This window comes from Acinetobacter sp. 1542444 (genome assembly GCF_000581835.1).
GTDB classification, from domain to species: domain Bacteria; phylum Pseudomonadota; class Gammaproteobacteria; order Pseudomonadales; family Moraxellaceae; genus Acinetobacter; species Acinetobacter pittii.
Genome location: NZ_JEYA01000004.1, coordinates 393,535 through 410,330, shown reverse-complemented (window position 1 = coordinate 410,330; position 16,796 = coordinate 393,535). Strand labels below are relative to the sequence as shown.

Here is a 16,796-nt window from a genome sequence, read left to right as displayed (position 1 = left end):
ATGTCACAAAACTCCACACTACAGCGGGGTTTAAACACCCGCCATATTCGTTTCTTGGCATTGGGCTCAGCAATTGGAACTGGGCTTTTCTATGGTTCGGCAACTGCAATTAAAATGGCAGGGCCTTCAGTATTACTGGCGTATATCGTTGCAGGGATTGCAATTTATATCGTTATGCGCGCATTGGGTGAAATGGCTGTCCAAAACCCTGTCTCTGGTTCATTTAGCCACTATGCTTCACAGTACATTGGTCCATTGGCTGGCTTTACGACAGGCTGGACTTATGTTTTTGAGATGATCATTGTGGCGTTGGCTGATGTCACTGCTTTTGGTATTTATATGGGGTTCTGGTATCCCGATGTACCACGGTGGATCTGGATTTTATCCCTGATTATGTTCTTGGGTGCAATTAACCTCATTCACGTTAAAGTCTTTGGCGAACTCGAGTTTTGGCTGTCTATTGTCAAGGTGAGCGCTATTGTTGCCATGATTTTAGGTGGAATCGGTTTAATGTTCTACGGCTTCCATGCTGACCATAGCAGTGTGGTACCGGGTATTCAAAACTTATGGATTTATGATGGCTTTATGCCGCATGGGATTGCAGGCTTAGTTGCATGTTTATCTGTGGTTGTATTTGCTTTCGGTGGTATCGAAATTATTGGTATTACAGCTGGTGAATCACAAGATCCGAAAACCACCTTACCTAAAGCAATTAATGCAGTTCCAGTACGTATTTTACTTTTCTATGTGTTGACCATTTTTGTACTGATGTCGATTTTCCCATGGAATCAAATTGGTAGCCAAGGTAGTCCATTTGTACAGATTTTTGAGAATTTGGGCATTCAATCAGCAGCTACAATTTTAAATATTGTCGTGATTACTGCTGCTGTTTCAGCGATTAATAGTGATGTATTTGGTGCTGGTCGTATGCTTTATGGCATGGCAAACCGTGGTCAAGCGCCTCGAGTTTTCCAGAAATTATCACGTAATGGTGTGCCATGGATGACTGTAGTGGTTATGGCTGGCGTGCTATTAATTGGTGTAGTGCTGAACTACCTGATTCCTGAAAATGTATTCATGATCATTGCCTCAATTGCAACTTTCGCAACCGTTTGGGTGTGGCTCATGATCTTGCTTTCGCAAGTCGCGATGCGCCGTAAGTTGTCTACTGCTGAAATTAAGGCATTGGATTTCCCCGTTATTGGTTGGCCGTATGCTCCTGCGTTTGCAATTGGTTTTATGGTATTCATTTTAGTCATGATGGGTTATTTCCCAGATTCACGCCCTGCAATTTATGTGGGAATCACATGGCTTGTTCTGTTAATGATCGCTTATCGTATTTGGGTCAAACCTCAGCAAAATTCGGGAAAGCAAAATAATTCAATTCCGCAAAATATCGAGATAGAAAGCTAACAAGTCAACTGCCCAATAGCTTTACTGTTGGGCAGTTTTGAGGAAAGGCGAATGAAAAAACTTTGGCAAAATTGCCACATTGCGACCATGCAAAATGGGCAATATTCCTATATTGAAGATGCAGCAATAGTCACAGAAGGGCATCTGATTCACTGGATTGGAAAACAACAACAACTTCCTGCCGACACTTATTCCGAAACAGTTAACTTAAATGGCGCTTGGGTAACCCCGGGGTTGATCGACTGTCATACGCATAGTGTTTTTGGTGGCAACCGTAGTGTTGAGTTTGAAAAACGCTTGCAAGGTGTGAGCTATGCTGAAATTGCAGCAAGCGGTGGTGGCATTGCCAGTACAGTACGTGCAACGCGTGAAGCCAGCGAAGAACAATTACTGAAATCAGCTCTTAAGCGTATTCGCTGTATGCAACAAGACGGCGTTACAACCATCGAGATCAAATCTGGCTACGGACTCAATTACGAAAATGAGCGCAAGATGCTGCGTGTGATCCGTCAAATTGGTGAAGCTTTACCAATGACGGTAAAAAGCACTTGCTTGGCTGCACATGCGTTACCGCCAGAGTACAAAGACCAAAGCGATGCTTATATCGAGCATATCTGTACAGAGATGTTGCCTAAACTACATGCTGAAGGTTTAGTCGATGCTGTAGATGCGTTCTGCGAGCATTTGGCATTTTCACCAGCTCAGGTTGAACGTGTTTTTAAAATGGCACAATCATTAGGTTTGCCCGTTAAGCTTCATGCTGAGCAGCTCTCATCGCTAGGTGGTTCAAGTTTGGCAGCACGTTATCATGCTTTGTCGGCTGACCATTTAGAGTACATGACCGAAGATGATGTTAAAGCGATGGCAGAGTCGGGCACGGTTGCAGTGTTACTACCAGGTGCGTTTTATTTATTGCGTGAAACACAATACCCACCGATTGAAAGCCTGATTAAACATGGCGTGCATATTGCGCTATCGAGTGATTTAAATCCGGGTACATCTCCAGCACTTTCTTTACGTTTAATGCTCAATATGGGCAGTACGTTATTCCGTTTAACGCCTGAGCAAGCATTAGCAGGTGTCACTATTCATGCTGCACAAGCGCTCGGTTTAGAGCAAACACACGGTAGTTTGGAGCAGGGTAAAGTCGCTGACTTTGTGGCTTGGGATATTGAGCATCCATCTGAAATTGTTTACTGGCTGGGCGGAGATTTGCCTAAGCGTGTCGTTCAGCATGGACAAGAAGTTATTTTTTAGACGGTGGCACATGAATCACACATTTAAATGGCAAGGCCGACATGATGGCGAGGGTGAAGCACACCAACGTATTCACCATATTATGAATAAAACCCAACATGCTGAATTTGCGTTGATTGGTTTTAGCTCGGATGAAGGCGTGAAACGTAATAAAGGCCGAGTCGGTGCTGCCGATGCACCAGATGCAATCCGTAATCAGCTTGCCAACTTACCGATTCATCGTCCAGTCAGTATTGTCGATTTGGGTACAGTGACTTGCGAATATGACAATTTAGAGCAAGCCCAAACTGAGTTGGCGGAGCAAGTCGCAACTAGCCTACAAAATGGTTTAAAACCGATTGTACTTGGTGGTGGACATGAGGTTGCATTTGGCAGCTTTAGCGGTCTGTTCCAATATGTACAAACCCACGCGCCAGATAAAAAAATAGGCATTATTAATTTCGATGCCCATTTTGATTTGCGTGAAGCTGAACATGCCACCTCTGGAACACCATTTTTACAGGCAGCTCGACTTTCAGAACAGCATCAAAAACAATTTAATTATTTATGTATTGGGGTCGCCAACCATGCCAATACTAAAGTTTTGTTTGATACAGCCGATGCGCTGAATTGTTCATATTTACGCGATCATGAGGTTAATATTTTTAACCTAAACAATGTGCTCGCGGCGGTTGATGCTTTTATTGAAAAAGTAGACTGTTTGTACGTTACGATTGATTTAGATGTATTCACGGCTGCGGTTGCACCGGGAGTCAGTGCACCTGCTGTAAAAGGAATTGATTTAGCGACTTTTGAAGCAATTTTTAAGCATATTCAAGAGACTGGAAAAATTAAACTTTTAGATATTGCTGAATGCAATCCAAAATTTGATTTAGACAATAGAACAGCAAAACTGGCTGCCTATATTGTTTATCAATATTTGTTTTCTTGAGAAACAATTTTTAATGTAAAAATTAAAAAGTGCACTGAGATCGTTCATGTGCACTTTTTTAAGTTCTTGGTCTATTAAAGTCAGATGTGGAATATAGATAGCAACTATAAATAATATAATTAAAAAGAAAATTAATTTATAAAATCATTGAGTTAAAAAAATACTCGATTTTTACACCATTTTATATGCTGTTTGGCACGTAATTTGTTTTGTCTTTATTTTAACCTTTGTTAAATATTTCTGGATAATTAAATGAAAAACAGAACCTTACAATTGGCTTGTATCAGTGTTTTATTTTGGATGTCTCATTCTTCTAATGCTGCATCCCCCGAAATAAATACAAATAGCATCGAAAAATCACAATCTAAACAAAACAGTAATGTCTCTGTTCGGGTGAAAGCTTTAAACCAACTTTTACAGGAACAGTGGGAATATACTTTGAAAAATAGTCCTGAAACTGCAACCGTTTTAGGAGATTTACGCTACAACAATCGATGGACTGAGCTTTCAAAAAATCAGATCGAGAAAGATAAAAAAAGTACGCAAAATTTTTTAAAACGTTTTGAAGCAATTGATAGCACTGGGTTTTCAGCAACTGATCAATTAAATAAAGATTTAATGATTTATCAGTTGAAAGAAACACTTAAAAATTATGATTTGAAATTGTATGAGATGCCTTTTAATCAAATGTGGGGGCTACATTTGCAATTTCCGGGATTTATTAGTTCGATTCCATTTGATAATGCTAAGCAATATCAAGACTATATTTCTCGTTTAAAACAAATTCCTCTTATTCTTGATCAAGGTATTCAGTTAGCGAAACAAGGCCAAAAAGATGGTTTGATGCCACCCAAATATTTAATTGAAAAGGTGGCAAAGCAGATTAATAGCATTGCAACTCCCGCAGGGACAGACAGTGTTTTTGCTTCTCCATTAAAGCAATTTCCAAACAACATTTCGAAAGCAGAACAAGAACGTTTAAGCCGCGAAATCCTACAGGCCATAGATCAGAATGTTCGCCCTGCTTATCAAAAACTTGGAACATTTATTCAGAAAGATTACTTACCCCATGGCCGACAACATGAGGGTATATGGAGCTTGCCAAACGGTGACGAGCTTTATCGCTTTTATGTAGAAAACAATACGACAACCTCTGAAAGCCCTGAAAATATTCATCAGCTTGGGTTAAAAGAAGTTGCTCGTATAGAAGCGGAAATGCTGAAAATTGCCAAAGCGAAAGGTTTCAATGACTTAAAAAGTTTCCAACAATCCTTAAAAACAAATCCCGCTGTTTTCCCAAAATCCCGTGAAGAAATTTTAGAGATTTATCGAGGATATATTGCCCAAATGCAGCCAGAGTTGCCGAAGCTCTTTGGTTTATTACCAAAAAATAAAGTCGAAGTTTTACCTGTAGAGCAATATCGAGAAAAAGAAGCGGCAGGTGCGGAGTATCACCAAGGCACGCCTGATGGTTCACGTCCCGGACAGGTGTATGTAAATACTGGCGACTTCTCTGAACGTTCCAAAATATCAATGGAAGCGACCGCTTATCATGAGGCGATTCCTGGGCACCATATGCAGATTGATATTGCCCAAAATCTGCCAAATTTACCGATGTTCCGAAAGCAACCCAACCATACAGCTTATATTGAAGGATGGGCACTTTATGCAGAGCAACTGGGCAAAGACGTTGGTTTCTATAAAGACCCGCTTTCAGACTATGGAAGACTATCGAGTGAGTTGTTCCGTGCTTGTCGTCTAGTGGTTGACACTGGGGTACATTATAAAAAATGGACCCGTCAGCAAATGATTGATTTTATGCGAGAACATTCTGCTTTAGATGAACCAGATATTCAGGCAGAGACAGATCGCTATATTGCTATTCCTGCCCAAGCATTAGCCTATAAAATGGGCCAGTTAAAAATCTTAGAGCTACGGGAGCTCGCGAAACATGAGCTTGGAGATCGTTTTGATATCAAAGCATTCCATGACATGATTTTAAATGCAGGAACATTGCCTTTAAATATTCTGGATGCACGTATTAAAAATTGGATAAAGGAACAAAAAGTGGCAGCTTAAAACAAAAATCGAAATTTAGGTCAGGTCCTCATTGGGCCTGATTTAAAAACCAATAGAAAACAGAATATAATTATAAAAAATATATTTTATTTCAGAACTTTAAAATGGAAAAATCTTTAAAAGAATACCAAGCTATTATTTTTGATATGGACGGTACTTTAGTCGACTCCTTTAGCTTCTTTTTAGGTGCTTTAAATCAGCTTGCCAAGAAGTATAAATTTAAATCTGTAGAGCTACATGAAGTAGAGCAGTACAAACATCTTTCACCAAAAGAAATTATGAAAGAGATGAAAGTCTCCAGATGGAAACTGCCTTGGATTGCCAAAGATTTCATTCGTTTAATGAAAGAAAGAGACCAAGAAGTTTACATGTTTGAAGGCATGCGGGACCACTTAATTGAACTACATAATCGGGGATATACGCTCGCAATTATTACTTCAAACTCTAAAGAAAACTGTCAAAGTATTCTCGGTACAGAACTATGTGAACTTTTTAGCCATATTGATGGTGGCTCGTCTATATTTGGCAAAGCTAAACGAATTAAGCGTGTTCTCAATATTTTAGATGTAAGTAAAAACCAAGCAATTTATGTCGGCGACCAAACCACTGATGGCGAAGCTGCACATAAAGCAGGTATTGATTTTGCTGCGGTAGGTTGGGGTTATACATCGGCCGAAAAATTAAAAACCATTCAGCCCAAAGTCGTGCTCAATGACTTGGCAACCATGAAAGAATTTTTCTAAATATATGAAATGCAGGACAAACCATGAATAACAATAACAACCCGATTGGAATGATTGATTCTGGTTTAGGTGGGTTGTCTCTCTTTAAGCATATTCGGCAGGCCCTTCCGAATGAAGATATTATCTATTTCGCTGACTCGAAATATGTCCCGTATGGAGACAGGGATAGCGACTGGATTGTTTCACGAACCACGCATTTAATTTCAAACTTAGTTGCTCATGGCAAATGCAAAGCGATCGTGATTGCTTGTAACACCATGACCGCTGTAGCGATTGAAACGATTAGAGCGCAAATTAGTGTGCCACTTATTGCCATAGAACCAGCGGTAAAACCTGCTGTGGCAATGACCATGAGCAAGCATATCGCTGTCTTGGCAACTGCAACCACGGTGAAGGGCAAAAACTTAAAAAGTTTAATTGAAACGTATGCGCAAGATATTAAAGTCTCTTTAGTGCCGTGTATTGGCTTAGCCGAAAAAATTGAAACGGGCAAAGCACATACCGCAGAAGTTAAAGATTATTTAAAAAATATTTTGGCGCCGTTGGTCGAACAAAAAGCCGATACGATTATTTTAGGATGCACACACTATCCATTTGTTTCAGATACGATTCAGGAAATTGTAGGCCGTGATATTCAAATTATTGAGCCTTCGGAAGCTGTAACTGCGCAATTAATGCGTCAACTCAATCAATATGATTTAAGTTCTGAAAGTCCAAATGAGGGGAATCATATTATTTGGACCAGTTCAGACCCGTTGGAAGTTGCGGACGTTACTTTTTCTTTGTTAGGTACGCGTTTACCCGTAAAAGCTATAGAAAAGTAAACTCTAGAAAAGATGATAAGAGGTGTTTGCTTATCATCTTATATTTTTATATAAACTGTTAAATTAAAATTAACGATCAATCTATTTTATTAACCAAATATATATAACTCAATTTTATATTTTAAATTTAATTAAAAGCCATAAATGTAATAAAGATAATAATATTATTTAAATATTAATAAAATTATTATATTTAAATTTTTTCATTAAAATAAATTGACGTTCTTTATTATACCAATTATGATTTCGTTGCTGGCCTACATTGCCAGACGGTTTTGACAGACCGTACTTAGCAAATGGGTTATACTTCCTTAGTATTTCCCATGTGGAACCTTTGTGCCCCCTTTTTCTCTATGGTAGGGCGGAAGGGGGACGCGTTCGCGCGTGCTGGTCGCTAAGTCTAGTCTGTCAACCCTCTTTCGTTCTACCACCATAAATTAATTCGCGGTGATCTGGTGGTAGGACTCCATTTTTAAGGAGTTGGCCATGCCATTATTCAAACTCATTTTCTCTCTCCGTTAATAGTTTTATTTATTTAAAATATGGGTTTTATGCGACCTGATTTTTTAAATTTATAAATTATTTTTATTTTATAATCTTAATTATTTTATTTTCCTGTTTTTTATGGGGGATTAATTATTATTTAAAAAATTATTTTAATATTTAAATGAATAATATTTTTATTTTATTTAAAGATATAAATAATCATGAGAATAATATGAAACTTCATAAATTTATATTAGTTTTAAACCTTGTGGTCGGTGCTTACAGTATTACAAATGATGAAGCCAATGCTCAGCAGGAATTTAAAAGAATTTGTTTATCAAGTGAACACATGCAAGCCAGTTGCGATTGTATTTGCCAACAGCTTGCGCAGGTGTATTCACCTCAAATCGTACAACGTTTAAAACACACCAGTTTGCAAAGTCCTGTTCTCCCACAGGACTTTGCCCCTAATTTGTTTAGCAGCATTCAACGCTGCGACAAAAATGAAATGAGCTAAGTATTTCGCTTAGCTCCTTTATCTCTGTGTCGCAATGATCTCTCAAACTTTAAATCAGCGCAAAAGTAAAAGTCCATTGTGACATAGGGTCCTAGGAGAGTTCTCTACTATCAAACTAGATTCTCTTTCACGTAAAATCGTCTGTGTAGCGATATGAATGCAATAAAAAAGCCCGATATGCAGTTATACATATCGGGCTTAATCAATCAATTATTAAAGCAGGTGATGCCTTAATAATGATATTTTTTGAATTACTCTACAGTTACTGACTTTGCCAAGTTACGTGGCTGGTCAACGTCTGTACCACGTAATACAGCAACGTGATACGACAACAACTGAACTGGCACGCTATAAACGATTGGAGCTAGCCATTCGTTTACTGCTGGAATATGCACAACGTGTTGACGGTCTTTTTCATTGATTCCGCTATTTTCATCAGCGAAAACGAATAATTCACCACCACGTGCCTGAACTTCTTCCATATTTGATTTTAGCTTATCAAGCATTTCATCATTTGGAGCAAGAATGACGATCGGCATTTCATTATCAACAAGTGCTAATGGGCCGTGCTTTAACTCACCAGCTGCATAGCCTTCTGCATGAATATATGAAATTTCTTTTAGCTTTAATGCGCCTTCTAATGCGATTGGATAATTCGTACCACGGCCTAAGAATAAGCAGTGATTTTTTTCAACGAATAATTCAGACAAACGCAAAATTTCTGGATCATGTTTAAGCGTATCAAGAATAACTTTCGGGCTGTGCCATAACTCACGTGTAATTTCTTCAAGCAGAGCAGAGCTAATACGTTGTTTAACTTGACCAATTTTCAAGATTAACAACATAAGCGCAGCAAGCTGAGTCGTGAACGCTTTAGTTGATGCAACACCAATCTCAGGACCAGCAAGCGTCAATAAGTGATGATCGGTTTCACGAACCATTGAAGACGTAGCAACGTTACAGATAGTCAAAGTCTGAATATCGATATTGTTTGCTTTCGCACGCTTTTGAGTTTCACGTAGTGCAGCTAAAGTATCAGCAGTTTCACCTGACTGTGAAATACAAATATAAAGTGTATTTTCAACAATTACAGGGGTGCGATAGCGGAATTCACTTGCGATTTCAACTTGGCAAGGCACGCCAATTAGTTGCTCAAACCAATATTTCGCAATCATTCCTGAGTGGTAACTTGTACCACACGCAATGATTTGTACGCTTTGAATTTTGTTGAAATCTGCATCAGCATTTTTCAAGAAATCATCACGTAAGCTATTGCCATCAAGCGCTTGAGAAATCGTTTGCTTGATTGCTTCTGGTTGCTCATAAATTTCTTTGAGCATGTAGTGCTTGTATTCACCTTTTGATGCACTACTTACAGTTGCGTCAAGCTCTCGTACTGGACGCTCAACGCGTTCGCCATTTGCAAATACTTCAATTGAAGTACGTGTAAGACGTGCAATATCGCCTTCTTCTAGGTACATAAAGCGGTTAGTTACAGGCAAAAGTGCAAGTTGGTCTGAACTAATAAAATTTTCACCAATACCTACACCAATCACGAGTGGTGAGCCTTCACGTACAGTAATCAGTTCATCTGGATAATCGCTATGGATAATACCTAGCGCGTAAGCACCTTTAAGCTGAGGTACAACAGTTTCAACAGCATCTAAAAGGCTATCTGTGCTTTTTAGAGCTTCAGCAACTAAGTGTGCAACAACTTCAGTATCTGTTTGAGAAGTAAAAACATAACCTAAAGCTTGAAGGTCGTCTTTTAATTCTTGGTAGTTTTCAATGATACCGTTATGTACAACAGCAACCTTACCAGACATATGCGGGTGAGCATTATTTTCAGTTGGTTTACCGTGTGTTGCCCAACGGGTATGTGCGATCCCGATAGCTCCTGTAAGTTGGTGTTCAGTCACTGCATCTGCAAGATTGATTACTTTACCTACACGACGCTCACGTAAAATTTGTTGGTTATTCAATAAAGCAACACCCGCAGAATCATAACCGCGGTATTCAAGACGTTTTAAACCTTCAATTAAAATCTCGGTTACACAACGCTGTGCAACGCCTCCGACGATACCACACATACTTCAATCCTCTTATTTTTTAACCTTTTGGGGACGTTGATAATTTGCTTTTGAAATTTGTTGCGCACGTTCAAAGGAGAGACTTTGTTCGGCTACATCTTTCGTAATCACAGAACCCGCACCAACTGTTGCGCCATTCCCAATGGTTACCGGAGCAACCAGCGAGCTATTAGAACCGATAAAAACGGCATCGCCAATAGTGGTTTTGTGTTTATTTGCACCGTCGTAATTACAAGTAATCGTACCTGCCCCAATATTCGATTCAGCACCGATTTCTGCATCACCTAAATAAGTGAAATGGTTGGCTTTACTGCCCAATCCAATCGTTGTGTTTTTAACTTCAACAAAGTTGCCGATATGTACTTCATTTGCCAATTTCGCGCCTGGGCGTAAGCGTGCAAATGGTCCAATTTGAGCATTTTCGCCTACAACTGCACCATCAAAAACGCTATAGGCTTGAACTTTAGTTCCGGCTGCAATTTTGGTGTTCTTTAAAATACAACCAGCGCCGATTTCTACAAAATCGCCCAGTTCACAGTCACCTTCAATAATCACATTTACGTCAATACGAACGTCATGTCCAACTTTCACAGAACCGCGTAAGTCAAAGCGTGCAGGGTCTGCAAAAGTTACGCCTTGTTGCATAAGCTCTTTTGCTTGCTGTTGCTGGAACTCACGTTCAAGTGCAGCAAGTTGTAAGCGATCATTGACGCCTTCAACTTCGAAAGCGAGTTCTGGTTGAATAGATGCGATTTCTAGGCCATCTGCAACAGCCATTGCTACGATATCAGTTAGATAATATTCGCCTTGCGCATTTTCATTTGAAAGTTTAGGCAACCACTCATGAAGTTTTGCGTTGCTAACACAGTAAATACCTGTGTTGATTTCTTGAATCTGACGCTGAGCTTCTGTTGCATCTTTATGCTCAACAATCGCTTGAATCTTACCTTCTTGACGAACGATACGACCATAACCTGTTGGATTGTCGACATGTAAAGTAATCATGCCAATGCCCGTTTTACTTGAAACTTCAACAAGTTGCTCTAGCGTTGTTTGACGTACTAAAGGTACATCACCATAAAGAATTAATGAAATACCGTCTTTAGGAAGTACGGGTAAAGTCATTTGTACCGCATGACCTGTACCTAGTTGTTCTGCTTGTTCAACCCATTGAATCTTTTCTTGTGCAAAAGTTTGTTTGACGTGGTCACCACCATGCCCATAAATCGTAATAATATTTTCTGCGTGTATTTTTTTTGCTGTTTGAATGACATGTCCTAGTAGCGGGCGACCAGCTAAAGGTTGCAATACTTTAGGTAGTTGTGAACGCATTCGCGTTCCTTTGCCTGCAGCAAGGATAATGACGGTAGTTGACATGAGTAAACCTACTTAAATGGCGTTACGCCCCAGAAAGTAATAAATATGATGATACAGAGTGCCGCCCAAAGCCCTGCAATGATGTCGTCTAGCATGATCCCGAAACCACCAGCAACTTTCTGGTCGGCAACACGGATTGGCCAAGGTTTCCAAACATCAAATAGGCGGAATAAGCAAAAACCAATTAGTGCCGATTGTAACGACATTATATTAAAAAATATTAAAGGCAGAAGAGTAATTGATTGTCCTGCAAATTCATCCCAAACAATTCGACCATCATCATGAACATCAAGGACTTTTGCAGTTTGACCACAAATATAAATTCCCACCAATGACATGATGAGGATAGCGATCAAGCTTAAGTTAAAGCCAAGCGATAACCAGATTGGAACGAAAAGTAGGGCAAAGGCAGAGCCAAAAGTACCGGGAGCTTTAGGTGCGAGACCAGATCCGAAACCAACTCCACAGAAAACGATGCAGCGGTTGAACCAAGACATGTCCTTAAAATGAATCGGTGGCTTATGCAAAGTGTTGGTATCCATGAATTTGCAATGGGTAATCTGAACCCAAGTGCTCAAAAGTTAGTTGTGTTTGCTCAACGATCTCTCCGATCATTGTAATCTTAATGTCTAGTTGTTTTTGCAAAAGTTTTTCATAATTTTGCGGTGTTATTGTAAAACATAACTCGTAATCATCACCACCAGCTAAAGCATATTGCCAGCGCTGCTGTTCTGGTAATTCTTCTAGCGTTGAATCAATCGGTAACTTTTCTAAAAGTAATCGGGCACCGACCTTTGAAGCTTTTAATATATGGCCTAAATCTTGGGCTAATCCATCAGAAATATCAATCATACTAGATGCTAATCCCTTCAACTGTTGTCCAAGTTGACAACGTGGAGTCGGGTAGTCCAGTCTTTTTTGTAATGGATGACCTAGGTGCTGTAAACCATAAGCTGCATCACCAACTTGACCGCTCACACAAACATAGTCACCGACTTTGGCACCTGAACGTAACACGGCTTGTCCGCTTTCAATCCAGCCCATGGCCGTAACAGTAATGGTGAGATGAGGGCCTTGGGTCGTATCTCCACCAATGAGAGCAATGCCAAATTGATTACAGCAGTCATAAATTCCCTGACTGAATCCTTCAAGCCATTCATGATCAATTGTGGGTAGGCTGAGCGCAAGTAAAATACTATGCGGTTTTGCCCCCATTGCTGCAATATCTGAAAGATTGACAGCTACGCTTTTCCAGCCAATTGCATGGGCAGAAGTATCAAGAGGAAAATGACGTCCAGCAACGAGTGTATCTGCACAGATCACCAATTGTTGGTTTACGGGAGGGGTAATTAAGGCTGAGTCATCTCCAATACCCAAGGTGACATCTGTGTAAGATTGTCTGTTAAAGTATTGGTCAATAATAGAAAACTCAGCCATATCAACTTCAAACCTATTAGTTTGCTTGTTGTTTTTCAGCACTACGTAGTGTTGAACTTAAACGATCTAGAACGCCATTAATGTATTTATGGCTATCTGCTCCACCAAAGTGTTTAGCGAGTTCAATAGCTTCATCTAGAACGACACGATAAGGTACTTCTAAATGATCACGTAACTCGTAAGCACCCAAGCGTAATGTTGCGAGCTCTACACCATCAAGTGCACTAAGTTCACGGTCAAGAACCGGAATAAGTAATGCATCAAGATCTTCGTGCTGTGCAATCACTTGTGTTAACAGTTCGTGATAGTAGTTTAAGTCTACCTTGTGCATTGCATTTTCCGCACGGGTACGTGCTTCGATTTCATGTACAGGGTTGTGACTCATTTGCCACTCATAAATACCTTGTACAGCAAAACGACGTGCTTTACGTTTTGCTGCATAAGCGGCTTGCAGTGTTTGAGACATGCTTTAAATTGCCTTTAATAAATTAACCATTTCAATTGCAGTTAAAGCAGCTTCGCTACCTTTGTTTCCTGCTTTTGTACCTGAGCGTTCGATGGCTTGCTCGATGCTATCAGTAGTTAATACACCATTGATGACAGGCAAGCTGCTTTCTAACGCGACTACACCTAAACCTTTTGCACATTCACCAGCAACGAAGTCAAAGTGTGGTGTGCTACCACGAATCACTGCGCCAAGTGCGATGATTGCATCAAACTGGTTTGATGTAGCTAATTTTTTAGCAACAATCGGGAGTTCCCATGCGCCAGGAGCATGAATAACAGTAATGTTATCTTCATTTACACCGTGACGTTTTAATGTGTCGATTGCACCATCCAATAAGTGTTCAACAACAAAGCTGTTGAAACGACCCACTAAAATCGCATAACGACCTTCGCTTGCGAGATGTAATAAACCTTCAATACGGCGAATTGCCATAGCAACCTCGATTATTTCGTTGTGATTTGATCAGCAGTGACATATTCCACTACTTCTAAATTAAAGCCAGATAAAGCATTGAAACGTAATGGTGAGCTAAGAAGCTTCATTTTTTCAACACCTAAATCACGCAAAATTTGAGCACCGACACCAATAGTTTGATATTGATGTGAAAGTGCTGCATTGGATTTCACCGGTTTTGGCTTATTTAAATCATCCAACGCTGGTCCCAAGTCTTGCAAATGATCTTGTCCGATCCAGACTAAAACACCGCGATCACTCGCTGCAATCGTCTGTAGGGCACGGTCTAAGTTCCACGCAGGTTCACCATCAGCTTTATTTAGCTTAAGCAAATCGCGAATTGGACTAAAACCATGCACACGTACTGTTGTAACACCTTCTTTTGGCTCGCCTTTAACTAAAGCCAAATGAATGTCCGGGTTACCAATCTCACGATAACGATAAAGTTCAAATGAACCGTATTCTGTTTGAATGGTTTTTTGATCCAGACGTTCAACCGTTTGCTCATTGGTCATGCGGTAGTGAATCAAGTCCGCAATTGTACCAATTTTTAAGCCATGCTTCTCAGCAAAAATTTCTAAATCTGCACGGCGTGCCATTGTGCCATCTTCATTGATGATTTCACAAATGACAGAAGCTGGTTCAAGACCTGCTAAACGGGCTAAATCACAACCTGCTTCGGTATGGCCTGCACGATGTAAAACACCGCCTGGTTGTGCCATTAACGGGAAAATATGACCCGGCTGTACGATATCAGTTGGTTTTGCATGCGCTGCGACAGCATCTTGAATAGTATGTGCACGCTCTGCTGCTGAAATACCCGTGGTAATCCCTTCAGCGGCTTCGATTGATAAGGTAAAGTTTGTACTGTGCTGAGCACCGTTTTGGTCAACCATCAATGGAAGGTTTAACTGTTTACAGCGCTCACGGCTTAGCGTTAGGCAAACTAGACCACGTGCATGGGTAATCATGAAGTTAATATCTTCAGGACGAACATGCGTTGCTGCAATGACAAGATCACCTTCGTTTTCGCGATCTTCGTCATCCATCAAGATAACCATTTTGCCTGCACGAATATCGGCGACAAGATCTTCAACACGACTCAGCGGCATTCGCTTTCACCTTTTTTTGTCGTAAGACAATTTCTATTTAATAAATTTTGCATAGTTTACGCTGTTTAGAGAATTTTGCCTATGATTCTGATTTATCCAAATTTGTGACACTTAAGAATAGATCGAGATTTATTTATACAAATAAATCATAAGAAAATGGAGTGGTTTTAAATAAAAGCCATGAATTTAAATAAAAAAAACCTAGCCAAAAGGCTAGGTTCTGATGCGCGTAGTTACTTTTTATGAAGCTGCACTACTTGGACTATCATTTTGTGGGATTGATTTTTTCCCCATTAAAATTTCAGTCCGGATATTTTGAGCAAGTTCAGCACATTCTGCATTCATACCATTGATCATAAATGCGTGACGTGTCATCACATTGCTTGGGTTTGGCATTGCAACAAGTTGGTAGCTGTCTTGAATTGCTTTGAGCTGTTCATTTTCGAGATATAAAGCAGACTCTTTAGCGTGAAGATGTTGTGCTAAACGTTGAGCAGCTTCTTTTGCATCGATTTGCATAGCTTCTACAGCATTACATGTTGCACTACGAGTTTGCAGCGCAAAGCGTTTATCTTCACGGTAACGTTTATATAAAACATCTGAAAGTAGTTGGAATACGGTTCCAATCATAAGCAGACATTCTACGGCATGCGTATGAGAAGTTGAAATCGCAAGTGTCGCGCCTTCGGCATTAAACTCATCTACTACTTCAATATCTGTGAGTTTCAATTGGTAATGCTTAACGCATAACTCAATACTCTTGTTTAAAAAGAGCTGGCAGAGTTTGAAATAAGGAACAGATACCGATTGGTTAACACTGCTTAATAACTGTTTAGGGTCATAAAACTGAATATTGAGTGCCAACGTATGTTGGTCAGCTGAATCTGAAGTTTTTTCGGCTTGTTGGCGAGCTGCTGGTTTCGCTTTAGCTTGTTGCTGAGCTTGTGCAACCAAGGTTACCGTATTTTGTTTTTCTAGAGCCAATGCTTGAGTTAACTGCTGAATTTCATGCTTTAAGCGGTTTTCTTCATTAATACGTGCCAAATATTCGCTACGGGTTGGACGAGCAATCGCACGATAGGCAAGCCATAATAAAACATGCAAAAACAGAGAAGCTAAAATTGCAAGCCATTGAGTACGAAGAATTTCTCCGATACTTGGCTGAATTAGCGTAACTTCGATAGATCCGACTTTCTTTTCATTTTGAAGGGCATCACGAGCAAAAATTTCGCCTTGGCGGGTTTTTGAAATTCCGCTCGTTGCTAGAACCTGTTTGTTCGCATCAAGAATGCGAATAGACGCAACACTTGGATTGGTCGCATAGCGATTGGCAATCAGAGCTAAAGACACCGTATTAGCAGGTTCAAGCTCAGATAAGCTGTCTGCAACGAGCTGACTGGTCATGAGCTGACCTTGACTCGCACGGTTTTCATTAAGCTGGTGTGTCGTTGCAATGACCAATAAAAAGGTATGCAATGCAAAACTAACGATCAGTAGGCTAGCAAATAGCCCTTGTCTAGGCGCAATCAAGTTAAACTTCCAAGGCAATTATATTGAAATTCGATTATG

General features: G+C 40.0%; 15 protein-coding genes. 7 read left to right on the top strand and 8 right to left on the bottom strand.

Going from position 1 to position 16,796, the window contains the following annotated elements; genetic code table 11:
• From J580_RS17055 to J580_RS17025, 7 genes are all read left to right on the top strand, one after another.
• Positions 1-1,413, top strand: a complete 1,413-nt coding sequence (locus tag J580_RS17055) for an amino acid permease (RefSeq protein ID WP_005804358.1) — start codon at positions 1-3, stop codon at positions 1,411-1,413.
• A 51-nt stretch (positions 1,414-1,464) separates the two neighbouring features.
• On the top strand, positions 1,465-2,670 hold the full coding sequence (gene hutI / locus J580_RS17050; RefSeq protein ID WP_032005042.1) for an imidazolonepropionase: 1,206 nt from the start codon (positions 1,465-1,467) through the stop codon (positions 2,668-2,670).
• Positions 2,671-2,680: 10 nt separating this feature from the next.
• Positions 2,681-3,601, top strand: coding sequence for a formimidoylglutamase (hutG, locus tag J580_RS17045; protein WP_032005041.1), 921 nt, complete (start codon positions 2,681-2,683; stop codon positions 3,599-3,601).
• Positions 3,602-3,853: 252 nt separating this feature from the next.
• On the top strand, positions 3,854-5,680 hold the full coding sequence (locus tag J580_RS17040; RefSeq protein ID WP_032005040.1) for a DUF885 domain-containing protein: 1,827 nt from the start codon (positions 3,854-3,856) through the stop codon (positions 5,678-5,680).
• Between the two features lie 104 nt (positions 5,681-5,784).
• Entirely contained in the window at positions 5,785-6,423 is a 639-nt protein-coding gene (locus J580_RS17035; RefSeq protein ID WP_032005039.1) for an HAD family hydrolase, read from the top strand.
• Positions 6,424-6,446: 23 nt separating this feature from the next.
• The gene (murI, locus tag J580_RS17030; protein WP_032005038.1) at positions 6,447-7,247 is read left to right on the top strand and encodes a glutamate racemase; all 801 of its coding nucleotides are present in this window, start codon (positions 6,447-6,449) and stop codon (positions 7,245-7,247) included.
• 718 nt (positions 7,248-7,965) lie between these two features.
• Positions 7,966-8,250, top strand: a complete 285-nt coding sequence (locus tag J580_RS17025) for a hypothetical protein (RefSeq protein WP_032005037.1) — start codon at positions 7,966-7,968, stop codon at positions 8,248-8,250.
• A gap of 251 nt (positions 8,251-8,501) precedes the next feature.
• On the opposite strand, the gene glmS is transcribed toward J580_RS17025, so the two are convergent.
• The 8 genes from glmS to J580_RS16985 form a co-directional block, all read right to left on the bottom strand.
• Positions 8,502-10,340: a glutamine--fructose-6-phosphate transaminase (isomerizing) gene (glmS, locus tag J580_RS17020; protein ID WP_032005036.1), complete on the bottom strand. Its 1,839-nt coding sequence runs from the start codon at positions 10,338-10,340 to the stop codon at positions 8,502-8,504.
• Between the two features lie 12 nt (positions 10,341-10,352).
• On the bottom strand, positions 10,353-11,717 hold the full coding sequence (gene glmU, locus J580_RS17015) for a bifunctional UDP-N-acetylglucosamine diphosphorylase/glucosamine-1-phosphate N-acetyltransferase GlmU (protein WP_032005035.1): 1,365 nt from the start codon (positions 11,715-11,717) through the stop codon (positions 10,353-10,355).
• Between the two features lie 8 nt (positions 11,718-11,725).
• Complete coding sequence (locus tag J580_RS17010; protein ID WP_032005034.1) at positions 11,726-12,259, bottom strand: phosphatidylglycerophosphatase A; 534 nt, start codon at positions 12,257-12,259, stop codon at positions 11,726-11,728.
• Positions 12,237-13,154: a thiamine-phosphate kinase gene (gene thiL / locus J580_RS17005; RefSeq protein WP_032005033.1), complete on the bottom strand. Its 918-nt coding sequence runs from the start codon at positions 13,152-13,154 to the stop codon at positions 12,237-12,239. Before thiL ends, J580_RS17010 begins: the two co-directional genes overlap by 23 nt.
• 16 nt (positions 13,155-13,170) lie before the next feature.
• Entirely contained in the window at positions 13,171-13,620 is a 450-nt protein-coding gene (nusB, locus tag J580_RS17000; protein ID WP_002119137.1) for a transcription antitermination factor NusB, read from the bottom strand.
• A gap of 3 nt (positions 13,621-13,623) precedes the next feature.
• Positions 13,624-14,094, bottom strand: coding sequence for a 6,7-dimethyl-8-ribityllumazine synthase (gene ribE, locus J580_RS16995; protein WP_002119264.1), 471 nt, complete (start codon positions 14,092-14,094; stop codon positions 13,624-13,626).
• An 11-nt stretch (positions 14,095-14,105) separates the two neighbouring features.
• Entirely contained in the window at positions 14,106-15,227 is a 1,122-nt protein-coding gene (gene ribBA / locus J580_RS16990; protein ID WP_032005032.1) for a bifunctional 3,4-dihydroxy-2-butanone-4-phosphate synthase/GTP cyclohydrolase II, read from the bottom strand.
• 240 nt (positions 15,228-15,467) lie between these two features.
• Positions 15,468-16,775, bottom strand: a complete 1,308-nt coding sequence (locus J580_RS16985) for a hypothetical protein (RefSeq protein WP_014207968.1) — start codon at positions 16,773-16,775, stop codon at positions 15,468-15,470.
• Positions 16,776-16,796: the final 21 nt, after the last annotated feature.

Bases quoted from the DNA above. Each gene is read 5' to 3' on its own strand.
- nusB (WP_002119137.1), bottom strand. From the start codon at position 13,620: ATGTCTCAAACACTGCAAGCCGCTTATGCAGCAAAACGTAAAGCACGT.
- murI (WP_032005038.1), top strand. From the start codon at position 6,447: ATGAATAACAATAACAACCCGATTGGAATGATTGATTCTGGTTTAGGT.
- J580_RS17055 (WP_005804358.1), top strand. From the start codon at position 1: ATGTCACAAAACTCCACACTACAGCGGGGTTTAAACACCCGCCATATT.
- J580_RS17010 (WP_032005034.1), bottom strand. From the start codon at position 12,259: ATGGATACCAACACTTTGCATAAGCCACCGATTCATTTTAAGGACATG.
- thiL (WP_032005033.1), bottom strand. From the start codon at position 13,154: ATGGCTGAGTTTTCTATTATTGACCAATACTTTAACAGACAATCTTAC.
- hutG (WP_032005041.1), top strand. From the start codon at position 2,681: ATGAATCACACATTTAAATGGCAAGGCCGACATGATGGCGAGGGTGAA.
- ribBA (WP_032005032.1), bottom strand. From the start codon at position 15,227: ATGCCGCTGAGTCGTGTTGAAGATCTTGTCGCCGATATTCGTGCAGGC.
- J580_RS17040 (WP_032005040.1), top strand. From the start codon at position 3,854: ATGAAAAACAGAACCTTACAATTGGCTTGTATCAGTGTTTTATTTTGG.
- glmS (WP_032005036.1), bottom strand. From the start codon at position 10,340: ATGTGTGGTATCGTCGGAGGCGTTGCACAGCGTTGTGTAACCGAGATT.
- J580_RS17035 (WP_032005039.1), top strand. From the start codon at position 5,785: ATGGAAAAATCTTTAAAAGAATACCAAGCTATTATTTTTGATATGGAC.
- glmU (WP_032005035.1), bottom strand. From the start codon at position 11,717: ATGTCAACTACCGTCATTATCCTTGCTGCAGGCAAAGGAACGCGAATG.
- hutI (WP_032005042.1), top strand. From the start codon at position 1,465: ATGAAAAAACTTTGGCAAAATTGCCACATTGCGACCATGCAAAATGGG.
- ribE (WP_002119264.1), bottom strand. From the start codon at position 14,094: ATGGCAATTCGCCGTATTGAAGGTTTATTACATCTCGCAAGCGAAGGT.
- J580_RS17025 (WP_032005037.1), top strand. From the start codon at position 7,966: ATGAAACTTCATAAATTTATATTAGTTTTAAACCTTGTGGTCGGTGCT.